Here is an 18,896-nt window from a genome sequence, read left to right as displayed (position 1 = left end):
AGAATCATGGAATTTATCAAAACCCGTGCTGCCGTAGCTTGGGGACCGAACCAGCCGCTGAAGATTGAAGAAGTCGATCTGATGCCGCCACAGAAAGGTGAAGTGCTGGTGCGCATCGTCGCTACCGGCGTTTGCCATACCGATGCCTATACCCTGTCAGGCAAGGATCCGGAAGGCGTGTTCCCGGCGATTTTGGGCCACGAGGGCGGTGGCATAGTCGAAGCGATCGGCGAAGGCGTGACCAGCGTTGCCGTCGGCGATCACGTGATCCCGCTGTACACCCCAGAATGCGGCGAGTGCAAATTCTGTAAATCCGGCAAAACCAACCTGTGTCAGGCCATCCGTTCCACCCAGGGCAAGGGCCTGATGCCAGACGGCACCACCCGCTTTTTTAAAGACGGCAAACCGATTTTCCACTACATGGGCACCTCCACCTTTGCTGAACGCACCGTAGTACCAGAAATCTCACTGGCAAAAATCAGCAAAGAAGCGCCGTTGGAAGAAGTCTGTCTGCTTGGCTGTGGCGTCACCACCGGCATGGGCGCGGTGATCAACACCGCCAAGGTCAAGGCTGGCGATACCGTGGCTATCTTCGGCCTGGGCGGCATCGGGCTGTCGGCGATTATCGGCGCTCAGATGGCCGGTGCCAGCCGCATCATCGGCATCGATCTCAACACCAGCAAGTTCGATCTGGCTCGCAAGCTGGGCGCGACCGACCTGATCAATCCAAAAGATTACGATAAACCTATCCAGGACGTGATCGTCGAACTGACCGACGGTGGGGTCGACTTCTCCTTTGAATGTATCGGCAACGTCAACGTGATGCGTTCAGCGCTGGAGTGCTGTCACAAGGGCTGGGGTGAGTCGGTCATTATCGGCGTTGCCGGCGCCGGTGAAGAGATCGCAACCCGTCCATTCCAACTGGTGACTGGCCGCGTCTGGCGTGGTTCCGCCTTTGGTGGCGTGAAAGGCCGCAGCCAACTGCCGGGGATCGTGCAACGTTATCTGGACGGCGAGTTCGCACTGAACGACTTTATCACTCATACCATGGGGCTAGAGCAGATCAACGAAGCGTTCGATCTGATGCATGAAGGTAAATCGATCCGTTCCGTGATCCATTTCGATAAATAAGCCAGGAGGCAGAGGATGACGATGTCATTAGAACTTCTCGAAGAGCACCGCATGTTCGGTGGTTGGCAACAACGTTACCGTCACGCGGCGCAGAGCCTGAATTGCAACATGACGTTCAGTATCTATCTGCCACCACCGCGCGACGATAACCCGCCGCCGGTGCTGTATTGGCTGTCGGGTCTGACCTGCAATGATGAAAACTTCACTCTGAAGGCCGGTGCCCAGCGCGTTGCCGCAGAATTAGGGTTGGTGCTGGTAATGGCGGATACCAGCCCGCGCGGCGATGAGGTGCCGAATGACGAAGGTTACGATCTGGGCCAGGGGGCGGGGTTCTACCTCAATGCCACTCAGGCTCCTTGGGATCAACACTTTCGCATGTATGACTACATCAGCGATGAGCTGCCAGCACTGATTAGGCAGCATTTCAGCGTCAGCGATCGGCAATCCATTGCGGGCCACTCGATGGGCGGCCATGGTGCGTTAATGATGGCAATGCGTAACCCGCAGCGTTTTCGTTCGGCATCGGCCTTTGCGCCGATCGTCAACCCTTGCCAGGTGCCTTGGGGTCGTAAAGCCTTTGCGGCCTATCTGGGGGATGACGAAACGCAGTGGCTGCAATATGACAGTTGCCATTTGCTGGCCAGCGGGGCGGAGCAGCTGCCGATGTTGATCGATCAGGGAGATGGGGATCAATTTCTGGCAGATCAGCTGCAACCGGCCAAGCTGGCGGAGTTGGCACGCCAGCGTGACTGGCCGTTAACCTTGCGCATTCAGCCAGGTTACGACCACAGCTACTTCACCATCGCTACCTTTATCGAAGATCATCTGCGTTTTCATGCCGAGCATCTGTTTAAATAGTCGATATCCCCCTCACCCTAACCCTCTCCCTCAAGGGAGAGGGGACCGATCGAGCTCGCTGTTTTTTCTGTGTAATACTCTGACTTTCTCTTTACTTACCAAACACTTACCGAAGCAGCACGAGCCCACCAAAGGCTCCGGGCAGCTACCTTTCCCCTCAAGGGGACCGATCGAGTGAGTTTGAAAATGCAGTGACGCGCCTTCGATGAAGGAGTGATCGAATTTGCTGAGATAGCCTCTTTAACTTCCAAAAGAGCAGTGCCTGACAGCTCCCTCTCCCTGTGGGAGAGGGTTGGGGTGAGGGGCTACCCTTTCAGTTTCGGATCCAATGCATCACGTAGCCCATCGCCCAACAGGTTAAACGCCAGCACGGTGAAGAAGATTGCCAGGCTGGGAAAGATCGCCACATGCGGAGCAATCACCATATCCGCCCGCGCTTCATTAAGCATCGCTCCCCATTCCGGCGTTGGCGGCTGCGCCCCCAATCCCAAGAACGACAGGCTGGCAGCGGTAATGATTGAAGTACCGATACGCATGGTGAAATAGACCACGATCGACGAGATGGTGCCCGGCAAGATATGCCGCAGGATGATGGTCCAGTCCGAAGCGCCAATGCTGCGCGCCGATTCAATGTAGGTCAGATGCTTCAGCACCAGAGTATTGCCACGCACCAGGCGCGCAAACGCCGGAATGCTGAAGATGGCCACGGCAACAATCACGTTCGCCATGCCACTGCCCATGATCGCCACCACGCCAATCGCCAGCAGAATACCGGGGAAGGCAAACAGCACGTCACTGATACGCATCACGATGCGATCCCACCAGCCTTCGTAATAGCCCGCCAAGAGCCCGAGCACCGTGCCAATCACGCTGCCAACCAGCACCGAGAACACCCCGGCGGCCAAAGAGATCCGCGCGCCCATCAGAATACGGCTGAAAATATCCCGACCCAGCGAATCCACCCCGAGCCAGTGCACCAACGAAGGCCCTTCATTGAGCCGATCGTAATCAAAGAAGTTTTCCGCATCAAAAGGCACCAGATGCGGTGCCAGCAGCGCAGCGGCCACCAGCAGCAACACAAACACGCCAGCCACCATAGCGACCTGCTGGCGACGAAAGCGCCGCCAGAACTCATGCCAAGGCGTACGCACCGCGTTGGGATTAATCACCGGCATTGCCTTGAGCGCGGCATTACGCCGCCAATACTTCATCATACGGCCTGCCTATTGGTAACGAATCGAAGGGTTGATTGCCGCATACAGCATATCCACCAACAGATTAATCAGAATAAACTCCAGCGAGAACAGCAGCACTTCGGCTTGGATCACCGGGTAATCGCGCATTTCTACCGAATCCACCAGCAAGCGCCCCAACCCCGGCCAGTTAAACACCTTCTCGACCACGATCGAGCCGCCCAGCAGGAAACCAAACTGTAGGCCCATCATGGTGATCACCGGGATCATGGCGTTGCGTAGCCCGTGTTTGACGACCACCAGTGACTCCGGCACCCCCTTGGCACGGGCGGTGCGCATGTAATCTTCCTGCATCACCTCAACGAACGAGGCGCGGGTGAAGCGTGCCATCACCGCCGCTACCGCAGCGCCCAGCGTGATTGAAGGCAGGATGTAATGCTGCCAGGTATCCGCTCCAACCGTCGGCAACCAACCGAGATTGACCGAGAACACCTGCATCAGCAGCATCCCCAACGCAAAGGCCGGGAAAGAGATGCCCGAGACGGCCAGCGTCATCCCCAACCGGTCCGGCCAGCGGTTGCGCCACACAGCGGAAATCATGCCGATCGCCATGCCAAAAATCACCGCCCATACCATGCTGGTGATGGTCAGCCAGAAGGTTGGCATAAAGCGCGAGGCGATCTCTTCACTGACCGGGCGTTTGGACACCATCGACGTGCCGAAATCGCCCTGCAAGATATTGACAAAGAAATGCACAAACTGCTGCGGCAACGGCTTGTCCAGCCCCAGATCCTGGCGCACCAACTGGACGACGGCTTCGTCGGCCTCCGGCCCCGCGGCCAACCGCGCCGGATCGCCCGGCAGCATATGGACAAACAAGAACACCAGCACGGCCACGATCAGCAGCGTCGGGATCAGGCCCAGCAGACGTTTTAGAAAATAATTAAGCATTGCGCATAAATCCCCCTCACGCCGCCCTCCCAACAGGGAAAGGGCGGCGCCCAGCGCTTATTTCAAATCCGCGTTATCAAAGTTGAACGAGGTGTCCGGCATCACGTAGAAACCGCTCAGCTGTTTGTTGTTGGCAGACAGCAGGCGCTCGGTCACCAGGAAAATCCATGGCGCATCGGCCCAAATGCGATCTTGGGCATCTTTGTATAGCGCCTGCTTCTGGGCACGATCGGTGGTGGCCAACGCTTCGGCCAGATCCTTGTCCACCTGAGGGTTGCTGTAGAACGCGGTGTTGAACTGCTTAGGCGGTGCGGATTGGGTGGCGAACAGCGGCGTCAGCGCCCAGTCGGCTTCCCCAGTTGAGGCAGACCAGCCGGTATAGAACATGCGCACACCGGTATCCTTCACGCCGACGCTCTCTACCTGCGCCGCACGCTGGCCCGCATCCATCGCGGTGACGGTGACTTTAACCCCAACCTGCGCCAGTTGCTGCTGAGCAAACTGCAACACTTTCTGCGCGGTACTGTGGTTATGGGATGACCACAACGTGGTAGTAAACCCGTTCGGATAGCCCGCTTCTTTCAGCAGCTCACGCGCCTTGGCCGGATCGTATGGCCAAGCGTTGTAGAGGGTGGCAAAATCAATGGCCGGAGGTACCGGGCCTTCCGCCGGAACGGCAAACCCAGAAAACGCCACCTTAATCAGTGCGTCCTTGTTGATCGCATAGTTCAGCGCCTGGCGCACCTTCGGGTTATCGAACGGTTTCTGCGTCACGTTCATGCTGATGTAGCGTTGCAGGATCGACGGCGCGGCCACCAGATCCAGCTTGCTGTTTTTCTCCAGCACCTTGGCTTGCTCATAAGGGATGGGGAAAGCAAAGGTCGCTTCGCCGGTTTGCAGCATCGCCGCGCGGGTGTTGTTATCCACTACCGGCCGCCAGGTGATGCTGTCCAGCTTCGGTAAGCCCGCTTTCCAGTAGCCGTCGAATTTCTTCACTTTCACGTAGTCGGTCTGGTTCCAGGTTTCGAACTGGTAAGGGCCGGTACCCACCGGATGGAAACCAATCTCCTTGCCATACTGCTTGAGGGCCGCCGGAGAAATCATCGCCGCCGCCGGGTGCGCCAGGTTGTTGATAAACGCCGAGAATGGCGCTTTCAGCACGATCTTGACCGTGGTGGGATCAACCACTTCGGTTTTATCGATCATCTTGAACAGGTTATAGCGTTTCAGGCGATTATCCGGGTTACTGGCGCGATCCAGGTTAACCTTGACCGCTTCGGCATCGAATGCGCTGCCGTCGTGGAATTTAACCCCCGGCTGGAGCTTGATGGTGTAGGTCAGACCGTCTTTGCTGACCTCGTAACTGTCCGCCAATACGTTCACCAGCTTCATATCTTTATCAAAGCCAAACAGCCCCTGATAGAAGGATTTGGCGACCGCCTGCGACAAGGTGTCGTTGGCATCGTACGGGTCGAGCGTGGTGAAGTTGGACGCTACGGCAATCACCGCATCCTTGGCAGCCCAAGCCGGGCCAGCAGCGGCAGCCAGCAGTACGGCGGCCAAAACATTACGCTTGAATGTGTGCTTAGTCATATTGCTTAACTCTCCTGAGGCAAGGCTAAAAAGCACCGGCGATAGGGTGGCGGGCCACAAAGTGCCCTGGCCCTACCTGCACTAAAGGTGCGGTAACGGGTTCATCGTGCAGCCCACGGATCGGGCTGGGTATTTCATCCACCAGCAACGGCTGGCGTTTATGCGCATGGGTTGGATCGGCCACCGGCACGGCGGCCATCAGCTTACGGGTATAGGCGTGCTGCGGGTTTTCGAACACCGCACGGCGTGGGCCGATCTCCACAATCTGGCCCAGGTACATCACCGCGACGCGATGGCAGACACGTTCCACTACTGCCATATCGTGGGAAATAAACAGAAATGCGATGCCCAATTCACGCTGTAAATCGAGCAGCAGATTGACAATTTGCGCCTGAATCGACACGTCCAGCGCGGAGACCGCCTCATCGGCAATTACCACTTTCGGATTGAGTGCCAGCGCGCGGGCAATGCAGATACGCTGGCGTTGACCTCCGGAGAACTCATGCGGATAACGCCGCGCATGTTCCGGCTTCAGCCCTACCCGCTCCAATAACCAGGCGACCCGTTTTTCAGCCTCCGTCCCACGAGCAACATTATGCACCAGCAGCGGCTCCATGATGGAGAAACCAACGGTGAGCCGTGGATCCAGGGAAGCGTAAGGGTCTTGAAAGATAAACTGAATATCACGGCGTAAATGCTGTAAGGCGGAACCTTTCAAGCGGTTGATCTGTTGACCGTTGAAGGTAATGGTGCCGCGTTGGCTGTCTACCAGCTTTAACAGTGAGCGGCCGGTGGTGGATTTGCCACAGCCGGATTCGCCGACTAACCCCAGCGTTTCGCCGGGATAGAGGTCGAAGCTGATATTTTCCACCGCATGCACACGGCGCGTGACGCGGTTGAGAATGCCGCTGCGCAGATCGAAGCGCGTGACCAGATTTTCTACCTGCAAGATCGGCGTAGCCCCTGCGGGTATGGTGTCTTGCGGCTGGTCGTTATCGTCAACGCCAGCTAACGGAAATTTTGCCGGGAAGTCTTTATCTGCCATCGCGCCCAGCTGTGGCACGGCAGCCAACAAAGCTTGAGTGTAAGGCTGCTGAGGAGCGGCGAACAACGCCCGCACAGCCCCCTGTTCCACTTTTTCGCCTTGATGCATCACCAGAACCCGATCGGCAATCTCCGCCACCACGCCCATATCGTGGGTAATGAAGATCACCCCCATCTGCATTTCCTGCTGCAACACGCGGATCAGTTGCAGGATTTGCGCCTGAATGGTGACGTCCAGCGCGGTGGTAGGTTCATCGGCAATCAGCAGCGCCGGTTTACACGACAGCGCCATGGCAATCATCACCCGCTGGCGCATCCCGCCAGACAGTTGATGCGGATAGCGGCCAAGGACGTTTTTGGCCTCGGGAATGCGCACCAGATCGAGCATACGCAGCGCTTCACGTTTGGCGCCGCGGTGATCCATCCCCTGATGCAGACGCAAAGATTCGGCGATCTGCTCCCCCACCGGAAACACCGGGTTGAGCGAGGTCATCGGCTCTTGAAAAATCATCGCCATATCGGCGCCGCGCAAGGTTCGCAGGGTGCTCTGTTTCGCCTTGGCCAGATCGAGCACCTGGCCGTTACGCCGGCGAAAATGCATCACGCCGCTGGTCAACTCACCGCCACCCTGCTCTACTAGACGCATCAACGCCAGTGAGGTGACCGACTTGCCGGAGCCGGACTCTCCAACGATCGCCAGCGTTTCGCCACGGTCGACGTCGAAGTCCAGATGACGCACCGCCTCAATGACGTCGCCTTCTTGGCGAAATTGCACGCACAGATCGCTCACTGCCAGTACACGCTCCGGCGGTAAAATCAGCCCACGTTCTACCTGTGGCTGGATGGCCGTATCGGTCATTTGCCCTCCCGGCAAGCGTTCAGCGGTAGATACCTACGGAAGGGGCATCGCCGACGTAGCCGAAACCGCGATACATACCTTCACTGTTAAACGGTAGCGCGACGTTGCCAAAACGATCGATGGCGATCAGCCCACCGCTGCCACCCAGCGCCAACAGTTTTTCCATCACCACTTTATCGCAGGCCTGTTGCAGGGTTAGACCGGCATATTCAATCAGTGCAGAAACGTCGTAGGCCGCGACGGTGCGCATAAAGATTTCGCCGGTACCGGTGCTGGAGACCGCCACCGTGGCATTGTTGGCATAGCAACCAGCACCAATAATCGGCGTATCGCCAATGCGCCCTGCCGCCTTATTGGTCATCCCGCCGGTTGATGTGGCCGCAGCCAGGTTGCCCAGAGCATCCAGCGCTACCGCCCCCACGGTGCCAAATTTGCGATCGGGATCCAGTGGGTCGCCGCTGAGCGCCGCCGCGCCGTCGTGATCGAGCAACACCCGGCCCTGCTCTGCCTGAGCACGGTGCAGTTGGTCAAAACGTTCCTGGGTAAAGAAGAAATCGGGCTCGACCATTTCCAGGCCGTGATTGGCGGCAAATCTTTCTGCCCCTTCGCCGCCAAACAGTACATGAGTGCTGTTTTCCAGCACCGCACGCGCGGCCAGCACCGGGTTGCGTATCCGGCTGACCCCGGCGACCGCCCCTGCATCACAGGTACGGCCATCCATCACGCAGGCATCCAGCTCATGGGTACCCTGGTGGGTAAATACCGCGCCCTTGCCTGCGTTGAACAGCGGGCACTCCTCCAGCAGCCTGACTGCCTCCGTGACCGCGTCCAGTGCGCTGCCGCCTGCGGCCAAAATAGCCTGCCCGGCAGCCACAATGTCGGAAAGCGCCCGGATATAATCTTGTTCTTTCTCTGCACTCAATGCCGCACGGGTAATTGCGCCCGCACCACCATGAATGGCAATCACTGGTTTGCTCATTGACCTGACACCTGTTTCTATCCGCGGCAATTCAAGCAGGTACCGCATGAAAATGGAGAGAGAATTATTATTTAGTGTTTTTCGACTATATTTAGCCCGGCAATCGATGTAAAGCACAAACTCGTCGCCAAGCATTAAGCGTAGTCTGCTTAGACTGTTTTGTGCATAGAAAGAGCTAAATGGTATAAAAACAGTGGGTTATCTGGTTTTTCATTTACCGCTGACAAATTTAACCAGTCTATTGGCAGCAGCAGGAAATAGACCGGATTGGCTCATGCTTAATAAGCGTTATCCCATGCCCCTCTCCGCTATTCCCCGCTTACACACCAATGAAAAATATTCAGAAACCCGATCCCGGTTGTTGCAGAAATTCCTGCTCCTCAAACGTAGATTTCCGGCCTAATATCTCGTTACGATGGGGATAACGTCCAAAACGATCGATAATGGCTTTATGACGTATTTCAAACTCCAACTGGTCACCATTATTTAATTGGCGAAACAGCTCCAACGCCTGCTGGTGGATCAAGGCGGATTCGGAATGCATAAACGGCAAATAGAGGAAGCCGCGCTGCTCAACCGTCAGATTTTCACATAGCCCCGTGGCGATCGCTTCCTGAGCCAGCACCAGCGCCATTCCGTCACAAGCAAAGGAGCGTGGCGTGTTGCGGAACAGATTACGGCTGAACTGATCGAGCACGATGATTTCTGCCAGTCTGCCTTTGATGGTTGTACGCCAATGCGCCAGTTCTCCTTGGGACGCCGCCTGCCACAGCTGGCCAAAGCGGGTGTGCAGCAAACGGTCGAACTCATCCTCCTTCTTAAACCACATGGCTGGGTCAATCTCTTCGAACCAAAAATCCAGTACCTGCTGGTGCATGGCTGTCTCCTGTTGGTGATTGCCTGGGGCCGCTGACATTTCTCCCCTTCGGCGTTATCTGCCATAATAGCGAAAAATTCGCGCACGCCGATTACGGAGTTTTGTTTATGGATCACTGTCATACTTCTGACCTCATTTCTCTTGAGCAGGCACTGGAGAAAATGCTCTCCCAGATCGCGCCACTGCAACAGAGCGAATCTATCGCCTTGACCAGCGCAGCCGGGCGCATTACCGCCACTCCGGTGGTCTCCCCTATCGATGTCCCGCCCTTCGCCAACTCGGCGATGGACGGCTACGCGGTACGTCTAAGTGACCTGAACGGCAACTCTTCGTTACCGGTAGCGGGTAAAGCCTTTGCCGGGGCTCCGTTTACGGATGCCTGGCCTGCCAATACCTGCGTACGCATCATGACCGGAGCGCCAATTCCCGCCGGTGCGGATGCGGTGATCATGCAAGAGCAGGCTGAAGTCACCGAGGCTGGAGTGCGTTTCAACGCCCCGGTAACCGCCGGGCAAAATATCCGTTTGGCGGGTGAAGATATCCTGCGCGGGGCGAGTGTGCTGCCCGCCGGGATCACGCTGGGGGCAGCACAACTGCCATTGCTGGCCTCTCTAGGCGTGGCCGATGTGCAGGTGATGCGTAAATTGAAGGTGGCGGTATTCTCTACCGGAGATGAATTGCAGCCGGTCGGCCAGCCGCTGCAAGCCGGGCAGATCTACGACACCAATCGCTTTGCCGTACGCCTGATGCTGGAACAGCTCGGCTGCACGGTGATCGATCTGGGGATTATTCGTGATAATCAGGAAGCATTGCGCGCGGCCTTTATCCAGGCGGATAGCGAGGCCGACGTGGTGATCAGCAGCGGCGGCGTTTCCGTCGGTGAAGCCGATTACACCAAGCAAATGCTGGATGAACTGGGCAAAGTCAGCTTCTGGAAGCTGGCCATCAAACCGGGCAAGCCTTTTGCTTTTGGCAAACTCCAGCACGCCTGGTTCTGTGGCCTGCCTGGCAACCCGGTCTCTGCGGCTTTGACCTTCTATCAACTGGTGCAACCGCTGCTGGCCAAACTGGCCGGTCACACCGAATGGCAACTGCCACCTCGCTTGAAAGCTCGCGCCCTAACGCCACTGAAAAAGTCGCCGGGTCGCCTTGATTTCCAGCGCGGCATCTTCACCAGCAATGCCCAAGGCGAGCTGGAAGTGAGCACCACCGGCCATCAGGGTTCCCACGTGTTCAGCTCATTCAGCCAGGGTAACTGCTTTATCGTGCTGGAACGCGAACGCGGCTCGGTGGCCGCCGGAGAGATGGTGGAGATCGAACCTTTCAATGCGTTGTTGAGGAACTGAACATGCTGCCGGAATTAACCGATGCACAAGCGCTGCGCTACAACCGCCAGATCGTACTGCGGGGTTTTGACTTCGAGGGTCAGGAAAAGCTGCAGGCGGCGCACGTGCTAATCGTTGGGCTTGGCGGGCTGGGCTGTGCGGCGGCACCTTATTTGGCTGCCGCTGGCGTCGGCCATCTGACGCTGGTTGATTTCGACACGGTTTCCCTCTCCAACCTCCAGCGCCAGATCCTGCACCGGGATGATCGCATTGGTATGGCGAAGGTCGAATCTGCCCGCATTGAGCTGGGCTCCATCAATCCTCATATCCGTATTGACACCCTGGACACTCATCTGGGTGACGAGCAAATGGCGGAGCAGATTGCCGCATGCGACGTGGTGCTGGACTGTACCGATAACGTGGCGACCCGCGATCTGCTCAACCGCCTGTGCCATGCGCAGCGCAAACCGCTGGTCTCAGGGGCAGCCATCCGCATGGAAGGCCAGCTCAGCGTCTTTACCTATCAGCCGGAACAACCTTGTTATCGCTGCCTGAGCAGGCTGTTTGGCGAAAATGCGCTGACCTGCGTTGAGGCGGGTGTGATGGCGCCTTTAGTCGGCACCATCGGCACGTTACAGGCGATGGAAGCCATCAAGCTGTTGGCAAACTATGGCCAGCCTTTGGTAGGGAAGTTATTGATGTTTGATGCGATGAGCATGCAGTTTCGCGAGATGAAGCTGCCTAAGGATCCACGGTGTGAGGTGTGTAGCGGCAACCCCTTGTAGATCGTAAACATAGCGATGCAGATCAAGTGTGACTGTATTTACCCCCCTCTAAAGCCCTCCCTGCAACCCGCATATGGCGTGTCTTACACGCTAAGAAAACCGACTGCAAAAACCTCAGCAGTGCGCCCATGACACGGCTTAAAGGTGATGCAATGGCACGACTGATACAATCTCATGACTGTGGGTGTCCTGCCATCCACAGCACAAAGTAAATGCCGAGAGTTTAGGCCGGGTGTATGGAATATTAGCCACACGCAAAATTCACCATCACCTAAAAGGAAATATTATGTCTAGTGTTAATTCACCTATCGAAGGCACCATCATGATTGCAGGTACTCTGTATGGTGGGGTCGCTTTCTCTCAAAACAATCAGAATGTCGTTTGCAAATCCAGCCCGGTAAATATCGTACATTGTGGCGATAACGCAATGGTATACGATGATGTTGTTTCCGCTACCGGCGACGTTGACTTCCCCAACATCCGTGGAAGAATAGCAACAACGGGCGATAACTCGTACATTACAGGCGGTAACGAGTCGTTGACCTCGGCATTGGGTTTTTCTTCTTCTATCATGCTTGGATATCTCTACCCTGACGTAGAACAATTGACATTGACACAAGCCGTTGCCGTTACTGCCAATACAAATGGCACTATTAAAACCGCAGGCTATGTGGATAATTCTGTTTTAATGGCAGCTGGAGATACAAGCCAGATTATTGATCGTGGTAACAACAACGTACTCTTCTCCTCTGGCGTGGATAACACCATTCAGTCCGATGGCGGAACCGGTGCGGTTATTTTTACCGCAAAAAACCCACGCTATTTTACCCTCAATGAGCAAGGTGTTGCGGCTATTACCTGGCATGATGGTATTCGTACTCGCGTCACCGTTATTTACGAAGGGGAAAATGGAATCGAAAAAGGTGAGATGTATCGCCTGGATGAAAACGGCAGTGTCGTTGCCATCTGATTAAGTACTCGATGAGTATAAGAGCCGCCTTATTGAAGTGAGTTTCATTTATTGGACACTTTATCTGGCGGTTTTTTGCGATTGTGTACGAGGTAAAACGTAGTGCTCTATTATCTCCCGTGTTTCATTCAGCGTTTTGAACTGACCCAAGCACCTGAAAACCAAGTTTTTCAGGTGCTTGTCATCATTATGATGGGCCGTTGTATCAACCCATATTCTTCAGCAAGTAGCGGATCAGGAAATACCCTGGCTACGCAGATAGTCTTCGTAGTTGCCGGTAAAGTCGATCACCTTGTTCGGGGTCATTTCCAGAACGCGTGTGGCCAGCGAGCTAACAAACTCACGGTCATGGGAAACGAAGATCAGGGTACCTTCATACATTTCCAACGCCATGTTCAGTGACTCGATGGATTCCATATCCATGTGGTTGGTTGGTTCATCCATGATCAGGATGTTCGGGCGCTGCATCATGATCTTGCCGAACAGCATACGGCCCTTCTCACCACCGGACAGCACTTTTACACGCTTCTTGATATCGTCCTGGCTGAACAACAGGCGGCCAAGAATGCTGCGTACCGCCTGCTCATCGTCCTTTTCCTGCTTCCACTGGCTCATCCAGTCGAACACGCTCAGGGTTTCATCGAACTCGTATTCGTGATCCTGTGCGTAGTAACCGATCTTGGCGTTTTCGGACCATTTCACCGTGCCGTGATCCGGCTGCAGGTCACCCACCAGCGTTTTCAGCAGGGTAGATTTACCGATACCGTTGGCACCCAGGATCGCCACCTTCTCGCCCACTTCAACCATCAGGTTGAGTTTGCTGAACAGCGGGCTGTTGTCGAAGCCTTTGGCCAGCGCTTCCACTTCCAGCGCGTTACGGAACAGCTTCTTGTCCTGCTCAAAACGGATGAACGGGTTCTGACGGCTGGAGGCTTTCACCTCTTCCAACTGGATCTTGTCAATCTGGCGGGCACGAGAGGTAGCCTGCTTGGATTTAGAGGCGTTGGCGCTGAAGCGGCTAACGAAGGACTGCAATTCGTTAATCTGCGCCTTCTTCTTGGCGTTGTCAGACATCAGACGCTCACGAGCCTGGGTAGCCGCCGTCATGTATTCGTCGTAGTTACCCGGGTAGACACGCAGTTCGCCGTAGTCCAGATCCGCCATGTGAGTACAAACCATGTTCAGGAAGTGACGGTCGTGCGAAATGATGATCATGGTGCTGTTACGTTCGTTCAGCACCTGCTCCAGCCAGCGAATGGTATCGATGTCCAGGTTGTTCGTTGGTTCGTCGAGCAGCAGGATTTCCGGATCGGAGAACAGGGCCTGAGCCAACAGGACACGCAGTTTGAAGCCGGGAGCGATCTCGCTCATCGGGCCATAATGCTGTTCTACCGGAATACCTACGCCGAGCAGCAGCTCACCGGCACGCGCTTCTGCAGTGTAGCCGTCCATCTCGCCATAGGCCACTTCCAGATCGGCCACTTTATAGCCGTCTTCTTCGCTCATCTCCGCCATGGCGTAGATGCGGTCGCGCTCTTCCTTCACCGCCCACAGTTCGGTGTGGCCCATGATCACGGTGTCCAGCACGCTAAACTGTTCAAAAGCGAACTGATCCTGGCGCAGTTTACCCAGGCGCTCATTCGGATCCAGGAACACGTTACCGCCGCTCGGCGCCAGATCGCCACCGAGGATTTTCATGAACGTCGATTTACCGCAGCCGTTGGCTCCGATCAGACCATAGCGGTTACCGCCGCCAAATTTGACAGAGATGTTTTCAAACAACGGCTTACTGCCGAACTGCATAGTGATGTTGTTAGTGCTTAACACAGCGCTCGCTCTTAATTTGATTGGGAATGTGATTTGGCGCGCATTATGCCATAACGCAACACAGAGATCGTGGGAAGTTTTGGTGAAGATTTGCTCGGTGCTCGGGGTGTGGAGATATTCGCCAGCTAAATATCTCCTGCAGAACGAATTAACGGATAACCAAACCAGTCACTTTTTAGCCCATTTCCTTGACCTGATCTTGCAACATCGCAATAAATGCTCGTGAAGCTGCGCTGCGGTAGCCCTCTTTGCGTTGCAACACAACGGCATGGCGTTCGGGCATGGGAACCGAAAGCTTGATAGGCAGCAGCAGCGGATTACTCCGCGCTATGGCCTGCGGTAGAATAGTCGCGAGCTGGCCGTGGCGCACAATCTCGGCGATGGCGCTAATCGCATTCGCCTCCATGGCAACCTGAGGATAAATCGCGTGCTGTTGGCAATATTCGTCCACGTAATGACGCGTGGCGAAGTCACCGTTGAGTAGCACCAACGGCACCTGCTGCACCTCCGCAACGCTCAAGGCAACGCGGCGCTTGGCAAGCTGATGCCCCTTCCCCACCATCAGTTGCAACCGCTCCGTGAACAGCCTGGTCGCGGCTATATCCGCAGAGTGAACCGGCTCGAAGGCAATCCCCAGATCCAATTGGTCATCGCACAATAACGCCTCCATCTTATCCTGCGTCATCTCACGGATATTAAGGGTAATCCCTGGGTAGCGCCGGAAAAAACCGTCGACCAACGGGCCAATCAGGTAGGAGGTAAAGGTTGGCGTCATCGCCAAACGCAGGTTACCGCGTTCCAACGTCGCGACATCCTGAATGGCCCGCTTGCCGGCATCCAGATCCTGTAACGCCAGCCGGGCATAGCGCATCCACGCCTGACCGGCATCGGTGAGTTGCACCCTGCGCCCGGAACGGTCGAACAGCTCTACCTGCAGCGTCTCTTCCAACTGTTTGATCTGCTGTGACAAGGTGGGCTGAGAAACATGTAGCACCTCCGCCGCCCGGGTGAAGTTTCCCTGCTCCGCCACCGCCAGAAAGTAACGTATGTGCCGCAGTAACATAACGCCTCAACTATTAGTGATGCCTATCGAGGTGATTATAAATGGGTCTTGGACCCTATAGCTAGAAAAGTCCATTCTTGCCTCCATTGAAAGCGAGCCACACATTGATGGAGTCACCATGCAAGAGGTTATTGACGGTTTTCTGAAGTTCCAGCGCGAGGCTTTTGTCGAGCGCACAGAGCTGTTCAAACGCCTGGCCACCAGCCAGAACCCACGCACCCTGTTTATATCCTGTTCCGACAGCCGATTGGTGCCAGAGCTGATCACCCAACGTGAACCGGGCGACCTGTTCGTCATCCGCAACGCGGGCAATATCGTGCCTTCTTTCGGGCCTGAGCCCGGTGGTGTTTCAGCCTCGGTAGAATATGCCGTTGCCGCGCTGGGCGTAAAAGATATCGTGATTTGCGGCCACTCAGATTGCGGGGCCATGACCGCCATCGCCACCTGCAAATGCCTGGATCATATGCCCACCGTGGCCAACTGGCTGCGCTATGCCGATGCCGCCAAGGCGGTCAATCAGGCCAATGAACACGCCAGCGAGCACGATCGCATTAACTCGATGGTGCGTGAAAACGTCATCGCCCAGCTCACCAACCTGAAAACTCACCCTTCGGTCGCGCTAGCGCTCGATCGAGGCAATCTGCGGCTGCATGGCTGGATCTACGATATCGCTACCGGCTGTATTGATGCATTAGATGGCAATACCCGCCGTTTCGTACCGCTGGCGAGCAACCCAAGCGTCACCGCCAGCCCAGCTATGCAACGTTTCTAATCTACCCAAACCTCTAGGAGTTTACATGACACAATCACTACATAGCGTTTCAGCACGCCAAAGCCTGACCGACGTCATCATGGACGCTAAAGTCCGTAAGGGCCTGACCTTCGAGGCGATTAACCAAGGCACCGGCTTGAGCCTGGCGTTTGTTACCGCCGCGCTGCTTGGCCAGCATCCGTTACCGGAACAGGCCGCCCGTGCAGTAGCGGCAAAGCTGGATTTGGATGAAGATGCGGTGCGCCTGCTGCAAACCATCCCGGTGCGCGGCAGTATCCCCGGCGGTGTGCCAACAGACCCGACCATCTACCGTTTCTACGAGATGGTGCAGATCTACGGCTCAACCCTGCGGGCGCTGGTGCATGAACAATTTGGTGACGGGGTGATCAGCGCGATCAACTTCAAGCTGGATATCAAAAAGGTCCAGGACCCCGATGGCGGTGAACGTGCGGTGATCACGCTGGATGGCAAATACCTGCCAACCAAGCCATTCTAATAGTTATGTTATTAAATTATTAAGTTAATATAATCCAGCACCGGAACCCCGGCGCTGGATCACTCAACCATGAAAATAGCGGCTATCCGCTGGAGCCTCTTCACGCGGTTCCAACCCATAATCCCGCACCACCTCGGCCACCCGTAGCCGGTAATATTCCAGCACCTCATGCCTGCCACGCGCCTGGGCCCGACGGTGTTGCTCCAGGTTGCGCCACTGCTGCACCGCCGCCTCGTCACGCCAGAACGACAGCGAGAGCAACTTGTCCGGCTCGCTCAGGCTCTGAAAACGTTCTATAGAGATAAAACCGTCAATTTCCGCCAGCAGCGGTTTCAACTGCGCCGCCAGCTCAAGATAGGTTTCCCGCTGCCCAATGGCAGCACGTAGTTCAAAAATCACCGCGATCATCATCGTTCTCCTCGGCAGTATAAAATTCGGGTACGCGCGCATTTTGCGAAACGCGCCAGCGAAAATGGCTTAACAGTTCGGGCTTAAGGTTGAGTTTGGATAAATGGCCGATCCCCTCCAGGGCTATCAGCCGTGCCCAACGTTCTCCCGGGCAGCGATGAGCACCATAACCGAAGGCAAAACTTTCCTGCGGCGTTGTCAAATGCACCAATACGCTCTGCCCCACCGCCAGCGGTTGACCGTCAAGCAATGTCACCTGTCGCGCAAACCTGCGGGTAGTCTGGATCGGCGGAGTTTGCTGCAACACCGCCAAGATCAACGCTTCTGCCGATTGATGGCGCTGATTGGTCAACAGCAGCGTCTGGCCGATTAATCCGGCAGTACCTTCACAGGCCTGGAACAATAGCCCGATGGCATTGGCTATCGCCAGCGCCCGCTCGCCAATATGTTGGCACAGTTGTTCAAACAACGGTCCCTTTGCCAGTTGCATACGGATCTGCAACTTCCCGGCAGCGGCGGCTCCCACGGCCATCTGCTCTGCGCTACCGCCAGGAGCAATACAGCGCACAAAGTCCAACACTTCATCCACCAGGGCAGATCGATCCTGATGAGCCACACCCAAGACTTCAGCCAGCACGCAGACCGGCAAAGCGTAGTTAAACCGGGTGAGCTGTTCTGCCGTTGTCAAACTGGCGGCCAACCGTTGAGCCACACCAACCGTAAGCAGCCGGATCTCATCATCAGTGAACGCGGCCAGAGCCGCCTCGATCGCCCCCTTTAATTCACGCTGTCCGGCGCCATCATTCATGCGAACCAGAGAGGCGAAGATCGATTGAGCGGGCGTCCCAATTAAAGCTGCGGGTACCGGCTCATCCGAGGGGCGAACACCGAGGTGAGGATGGGTTAAAGCTTCACGCACCGCTTGCCGCGATGCAACAGAAAAGGGGCAGGCCGCCATGGCAATTTCCTTCCGATAAGAATAGAGAACAGCCATTGTCGGATTAGACGAGCAGCAATACTTCGGTTATTCTCGAAGTATGAATGACAATACGCTTGAAGACCGCCTGGCCGCATTGACGGCCGCAATCGCCGATCGCACCCGAGCGCGCATACTATGCCTGCTGATGGATGGGCGCGCCTATACCGCAACGGAGCTGAGTGCGGCAGTGGACGTCGCAGCCTCCACCGCCAGCAGCCATCTGGCACGCTTGCAGGAGCAGAACCTGATCGGCTGTGTCAAACAGGGCCGCAATCGCTTTTATCGCCTGGCGGGCAAGCCGGTGGCCGATATGCTGGAAAGCCTGATGGCGTTGGCCGGTGTAGAACGCCCGACGGTGAAAAGCAGCACTCCGGCCTCATTACGTTATGCACGCACCTGCTATGACCACATGGCAGGTGAGATCGCGGTTCAAATACATCATCAGTTGCTGGCGCGGGCCTGGCTAATCGGAGATAACGACTATCAGCTCAGTGAGTCCGGGCAGGCTGCCTTGACACAGTTGGGTATCGACTGCTCCCCGGCCCCGACCCGGCGGCGTTTTGCCTGCGATTGTCTGGACTGGAGCGAACGCAAGGCTCATCTCGGTGGCGCTCTGGGCGCTGCCATGTTGGCCGCATTTGAAAAACGTGGATGGGTTCAGCGCCAGCTAGATAGCCGTGAGCTGCAACTGACCGCCGCTGGTAGAAAAGCGCTGAGCGCACATTTTGGCCTGGCGCTTTGAATGCCTGGCGCGCTAGCTTAGCTGCCATACTCAATGGGTTTATC

Annotated in this window: 18 protein-coding genes; 8 read left to right on the top strand and 10 right to left on the bottom strand. The window is 56.1% G+C overall.

All coding sequences use genetic code 11. The annotated features are described in order from the left end of the window. The first annotated feature begins 6 nt into the window (after window positions 1–6). Complete coding sequence (locus tag AC6HVW_RS08775; RefSeq protein ID WP_071682545.1) at window positions 7–1,131, top strand: S-(hydroxymethyl)glutathione dehydrogenase/class III alcohol dehydrogenase; 1,125 nt, start codon at window positions 7–9, stop codon at window positions 1,129–1,131. A gap of 15 nt (window positions 1,132–1,146) precedes the next feature. Further along, complete coding sequence (gene fghA, locus AC6HVW_RS08770) at window positions 1,147–1,989, top strand: S-formylglutathione hydrolase (protein ID WP_071682544.1); 843 nt, start codon at window positions 1,147–1,149, stop codon at window positions 1,987–1,989. Window positions 1,990–2,294: 305 nt separating this feature from the next. Here the strand turns inward: fghA and gsiD are convergent, their stop codons facing one another. The 6 genes from gsiD to AC6HVW_RS08740 form a co-directional block, all read right to left on the bottom strand. Beyond that, window positions 2,295–3,200, bottom strand: coding sequence for a glutathione ABC transporter permease GsiD (gene gsiD / locus AC6HVW_RS08765; protein ID WP_024485755.1), 906 nt, complete (start codon window positions 3,198–3,200; stop codon window positions 2,295–2,297). Between the two features lie 12 nt (window positions 3,201–3,212). Then, window positions 3,213–4,133 (bottom strand): glutathione ABC transporter permease GsiC, encoded by a 921-nt coding sequence (gene gsiC / locus AC6HVW_RS08760; protein ID WP_071682543.1) that lies wholly within the window; start codon window positions 4,131–4,133, stop codon window positions 3,213–3,215. Between the two features lie 57 nt (window positions 4,134–4,190). Further along, a complete protein-coding gene (gsiB, locus tag AC6HVW_RS08755; RefSeq protein ID WP_071682542.1) occupies window positions 4,191–5,726 on the bottom strand; it encodes a glutathione ABC transporter substrate-binding protein GsiB in 1,536 nt (511 codons plus the stop codon). A 25-nt stretch (window positions 5,727–5,751) separates the two neighbouring features. Beyond that, window positions 5,752–7,629 (bottom strand): dipeptide ABC transporter ATP-binding protein, encoded by a 1,878-nt coding sequence (locus tag AC6HVW_RS08750; protein WP_071682541.1) that lies wholly within the window; start codon window positions 7,627–7,629, stop codon window positions 5,752–5,754. Window positions 7,630–7,648: 19 nt separating this feature from the next. Beyond that, entirely contained in the window at window positions 7,649–8,608 is a 960-nt protein-coding gene (locus AC6HVW_RS08745; RefSeq protein ID WP_071682540.1) for an isoaspartyl peptidase/L-asparaginase family protein, read from the bottom strand. A gap of 340 nt (window positions 8,609–8,948) precedes the next feature. After that, window positions 8,949–9,485 carry a DUF924 family protein gene (locus AC6HVW_RS08740; RefSeq protein WP_186486590.1) on the bottom strand — a complete coding sequence of 179 codons (537 nt, stop codon included), beginning with the start codon at window positions 9,483–9,485 and terminating at the stop codon, window positions 8,949–8,951. Window positions 9,486–9,592: 107 nt separating this feature from the next. Between AC6HVW_RS08740 and moeA the strand changes: the two genes are divergently transcribed. The 3 genes from moeA (at window position 9,593) to AC6HVW_RS08725 (ending at window position 12,565) form a co-directional block, all read left to right on the top strand. Continuing rightward, window positions 9,593–10,831, top strand: a complete 1,239-nt coding sequence (gene moeA / locus AC6HVW_RS08735; RefSeq protein WP_071682538.1) for a molybdopterin molybdotransferase MoeA — start codon at window positions 9,593–9,595, stop codon at window positions 10,829–10,831. 2 nt (window positions 10,832–10,833) lie between these two features. Next, window positions 10,834–11,595, top strand: coding sequence for a molybdopterin-synthase adenylyltransferase MoeB (moeB, locus tag AC6HVW_RS08730; RefSeq protein ID WP_497569341.1), 762 nt, complete (start codon window positions 10,834–10,836; stop codon window positions 11,593–11,595). A 286-nt stretch (window positions 11,596–11,881) separates the two neighbouring features. Further along, window positions 11,882–12,565 (top strand): YdhT family protein, encoded by a 684-nt coding sequence (locus AC6HVW_RS08725; RefSeq protein WP_447871045.1) that lies wholly within the window; start codon window positions 11,882–11,884, stop codon window positions 12,563–12,565. Window positions 12,566–12,799: 234 nt separating this feature from the next. On the opposite strand, the gene AC6HVW_RS08720 is transcribed toward AC6HVW_RS08725, so the two are convergent. Beyond that, a complete protein-coding gene (locus tag AC6HVW_RS08720) occupies window positions 12,800–14,392 on the bottom strand; it encodes an ABC-F family ATPase (RefSeq protein ID WP_071682535.1) in 1,593 nt (530 codons plus the stop codon). Between the two features lie 175 nt (window positions 14,393–14,567). Next, a complete protein-coding gene (cynR, locus tag AC6HVW_RS08715) occupies window positions 14,568–15,455 on the bottom strand; it encodes a transcriptional regulator CynR (RefSeq protein ID WP_071682534.1) in 888 nt (295 codons plus the stop codon). 118 nt (window positions 15,456–15,573) lie between these two features. Here cynR and AC6HVW_RS08710 point away from each other — a divergent pair, with 118 nt between their 5' ends. Both AC6HVW_RS08710 and cynS read left to right on the top strand, forming a co-directional pair. Then, entirely contained in the window at window positions 15,574–16,227 is a 654-nt protein-coding gene (locus AC6HVW_RS08710) for a carbonic anhydrase (RefSeq protein ID WP_071682533.1), read from the top strand. A 25-nt stretch (window positions 16,228–16,252) separates the two neighbouring features. Continuing rightward, complete coding sequence (gene cynS, locus AC6HVW_RS08705) at window positions 16,253–16,723, top strand: cyanase (protein WP_059200294.1); 471 nt, start codon at window positions 16,253–16,255, stop codon at window positions 16,721–16,723. 63 nt (window positions 16,724–16,786) lie between these two features. On the opposite strand, the gene AC6HVW_RS08700 is transcribed toward cynS, so the two are convergent. Continuing rightward, entirely contained in the window at window positions 16,787–17,131 is a 345-nt protein-coding gene (locus tag AC6HVW_RS08700) for an antibiotic biosynthesis monooxygenase family protein (protein WP_071682532.1), read from the bottom strand. Beyond that, entirely contained in the window at window positions 17,112–18,089 is a 978-nt protein-coding gene (locus AC6HVW_RS08695) for a cytochrome P450 (protein WP_497569340.1), read from the bottom strand. The genes AC6HVW_RS08700 and AC6HVW_RS08695 overlap by 20 nt, the downstream gene beginning before the upstream one ends. Window positions 18,090–18,168: 79 nt before the next feature. Between AC6HVW_RS08695 and AC6HVW_RS08690 the strand changes: the two genes are divergently transcribed. Then, window positions 18,169–18,852: an ArsR/SmtB family transcription factor gene (locus tag AC6HVW_RS08690; protein ID WP_497569339.1), complete on the top strand. Its 684-nt coding sequence runs from the start codon at window positions 18,169–18,171 to the stop codon at window positions 18,850–18,852. Window positions 18,853–18,896 lie beyond the last annotated feature (44 nt).

Source organism: Serratia sp. NCCP-200 (genome assembly GCF_059697885.1).
This window is presented reverse-complemented; position numbering and strand designations above follow the sequence as displayed.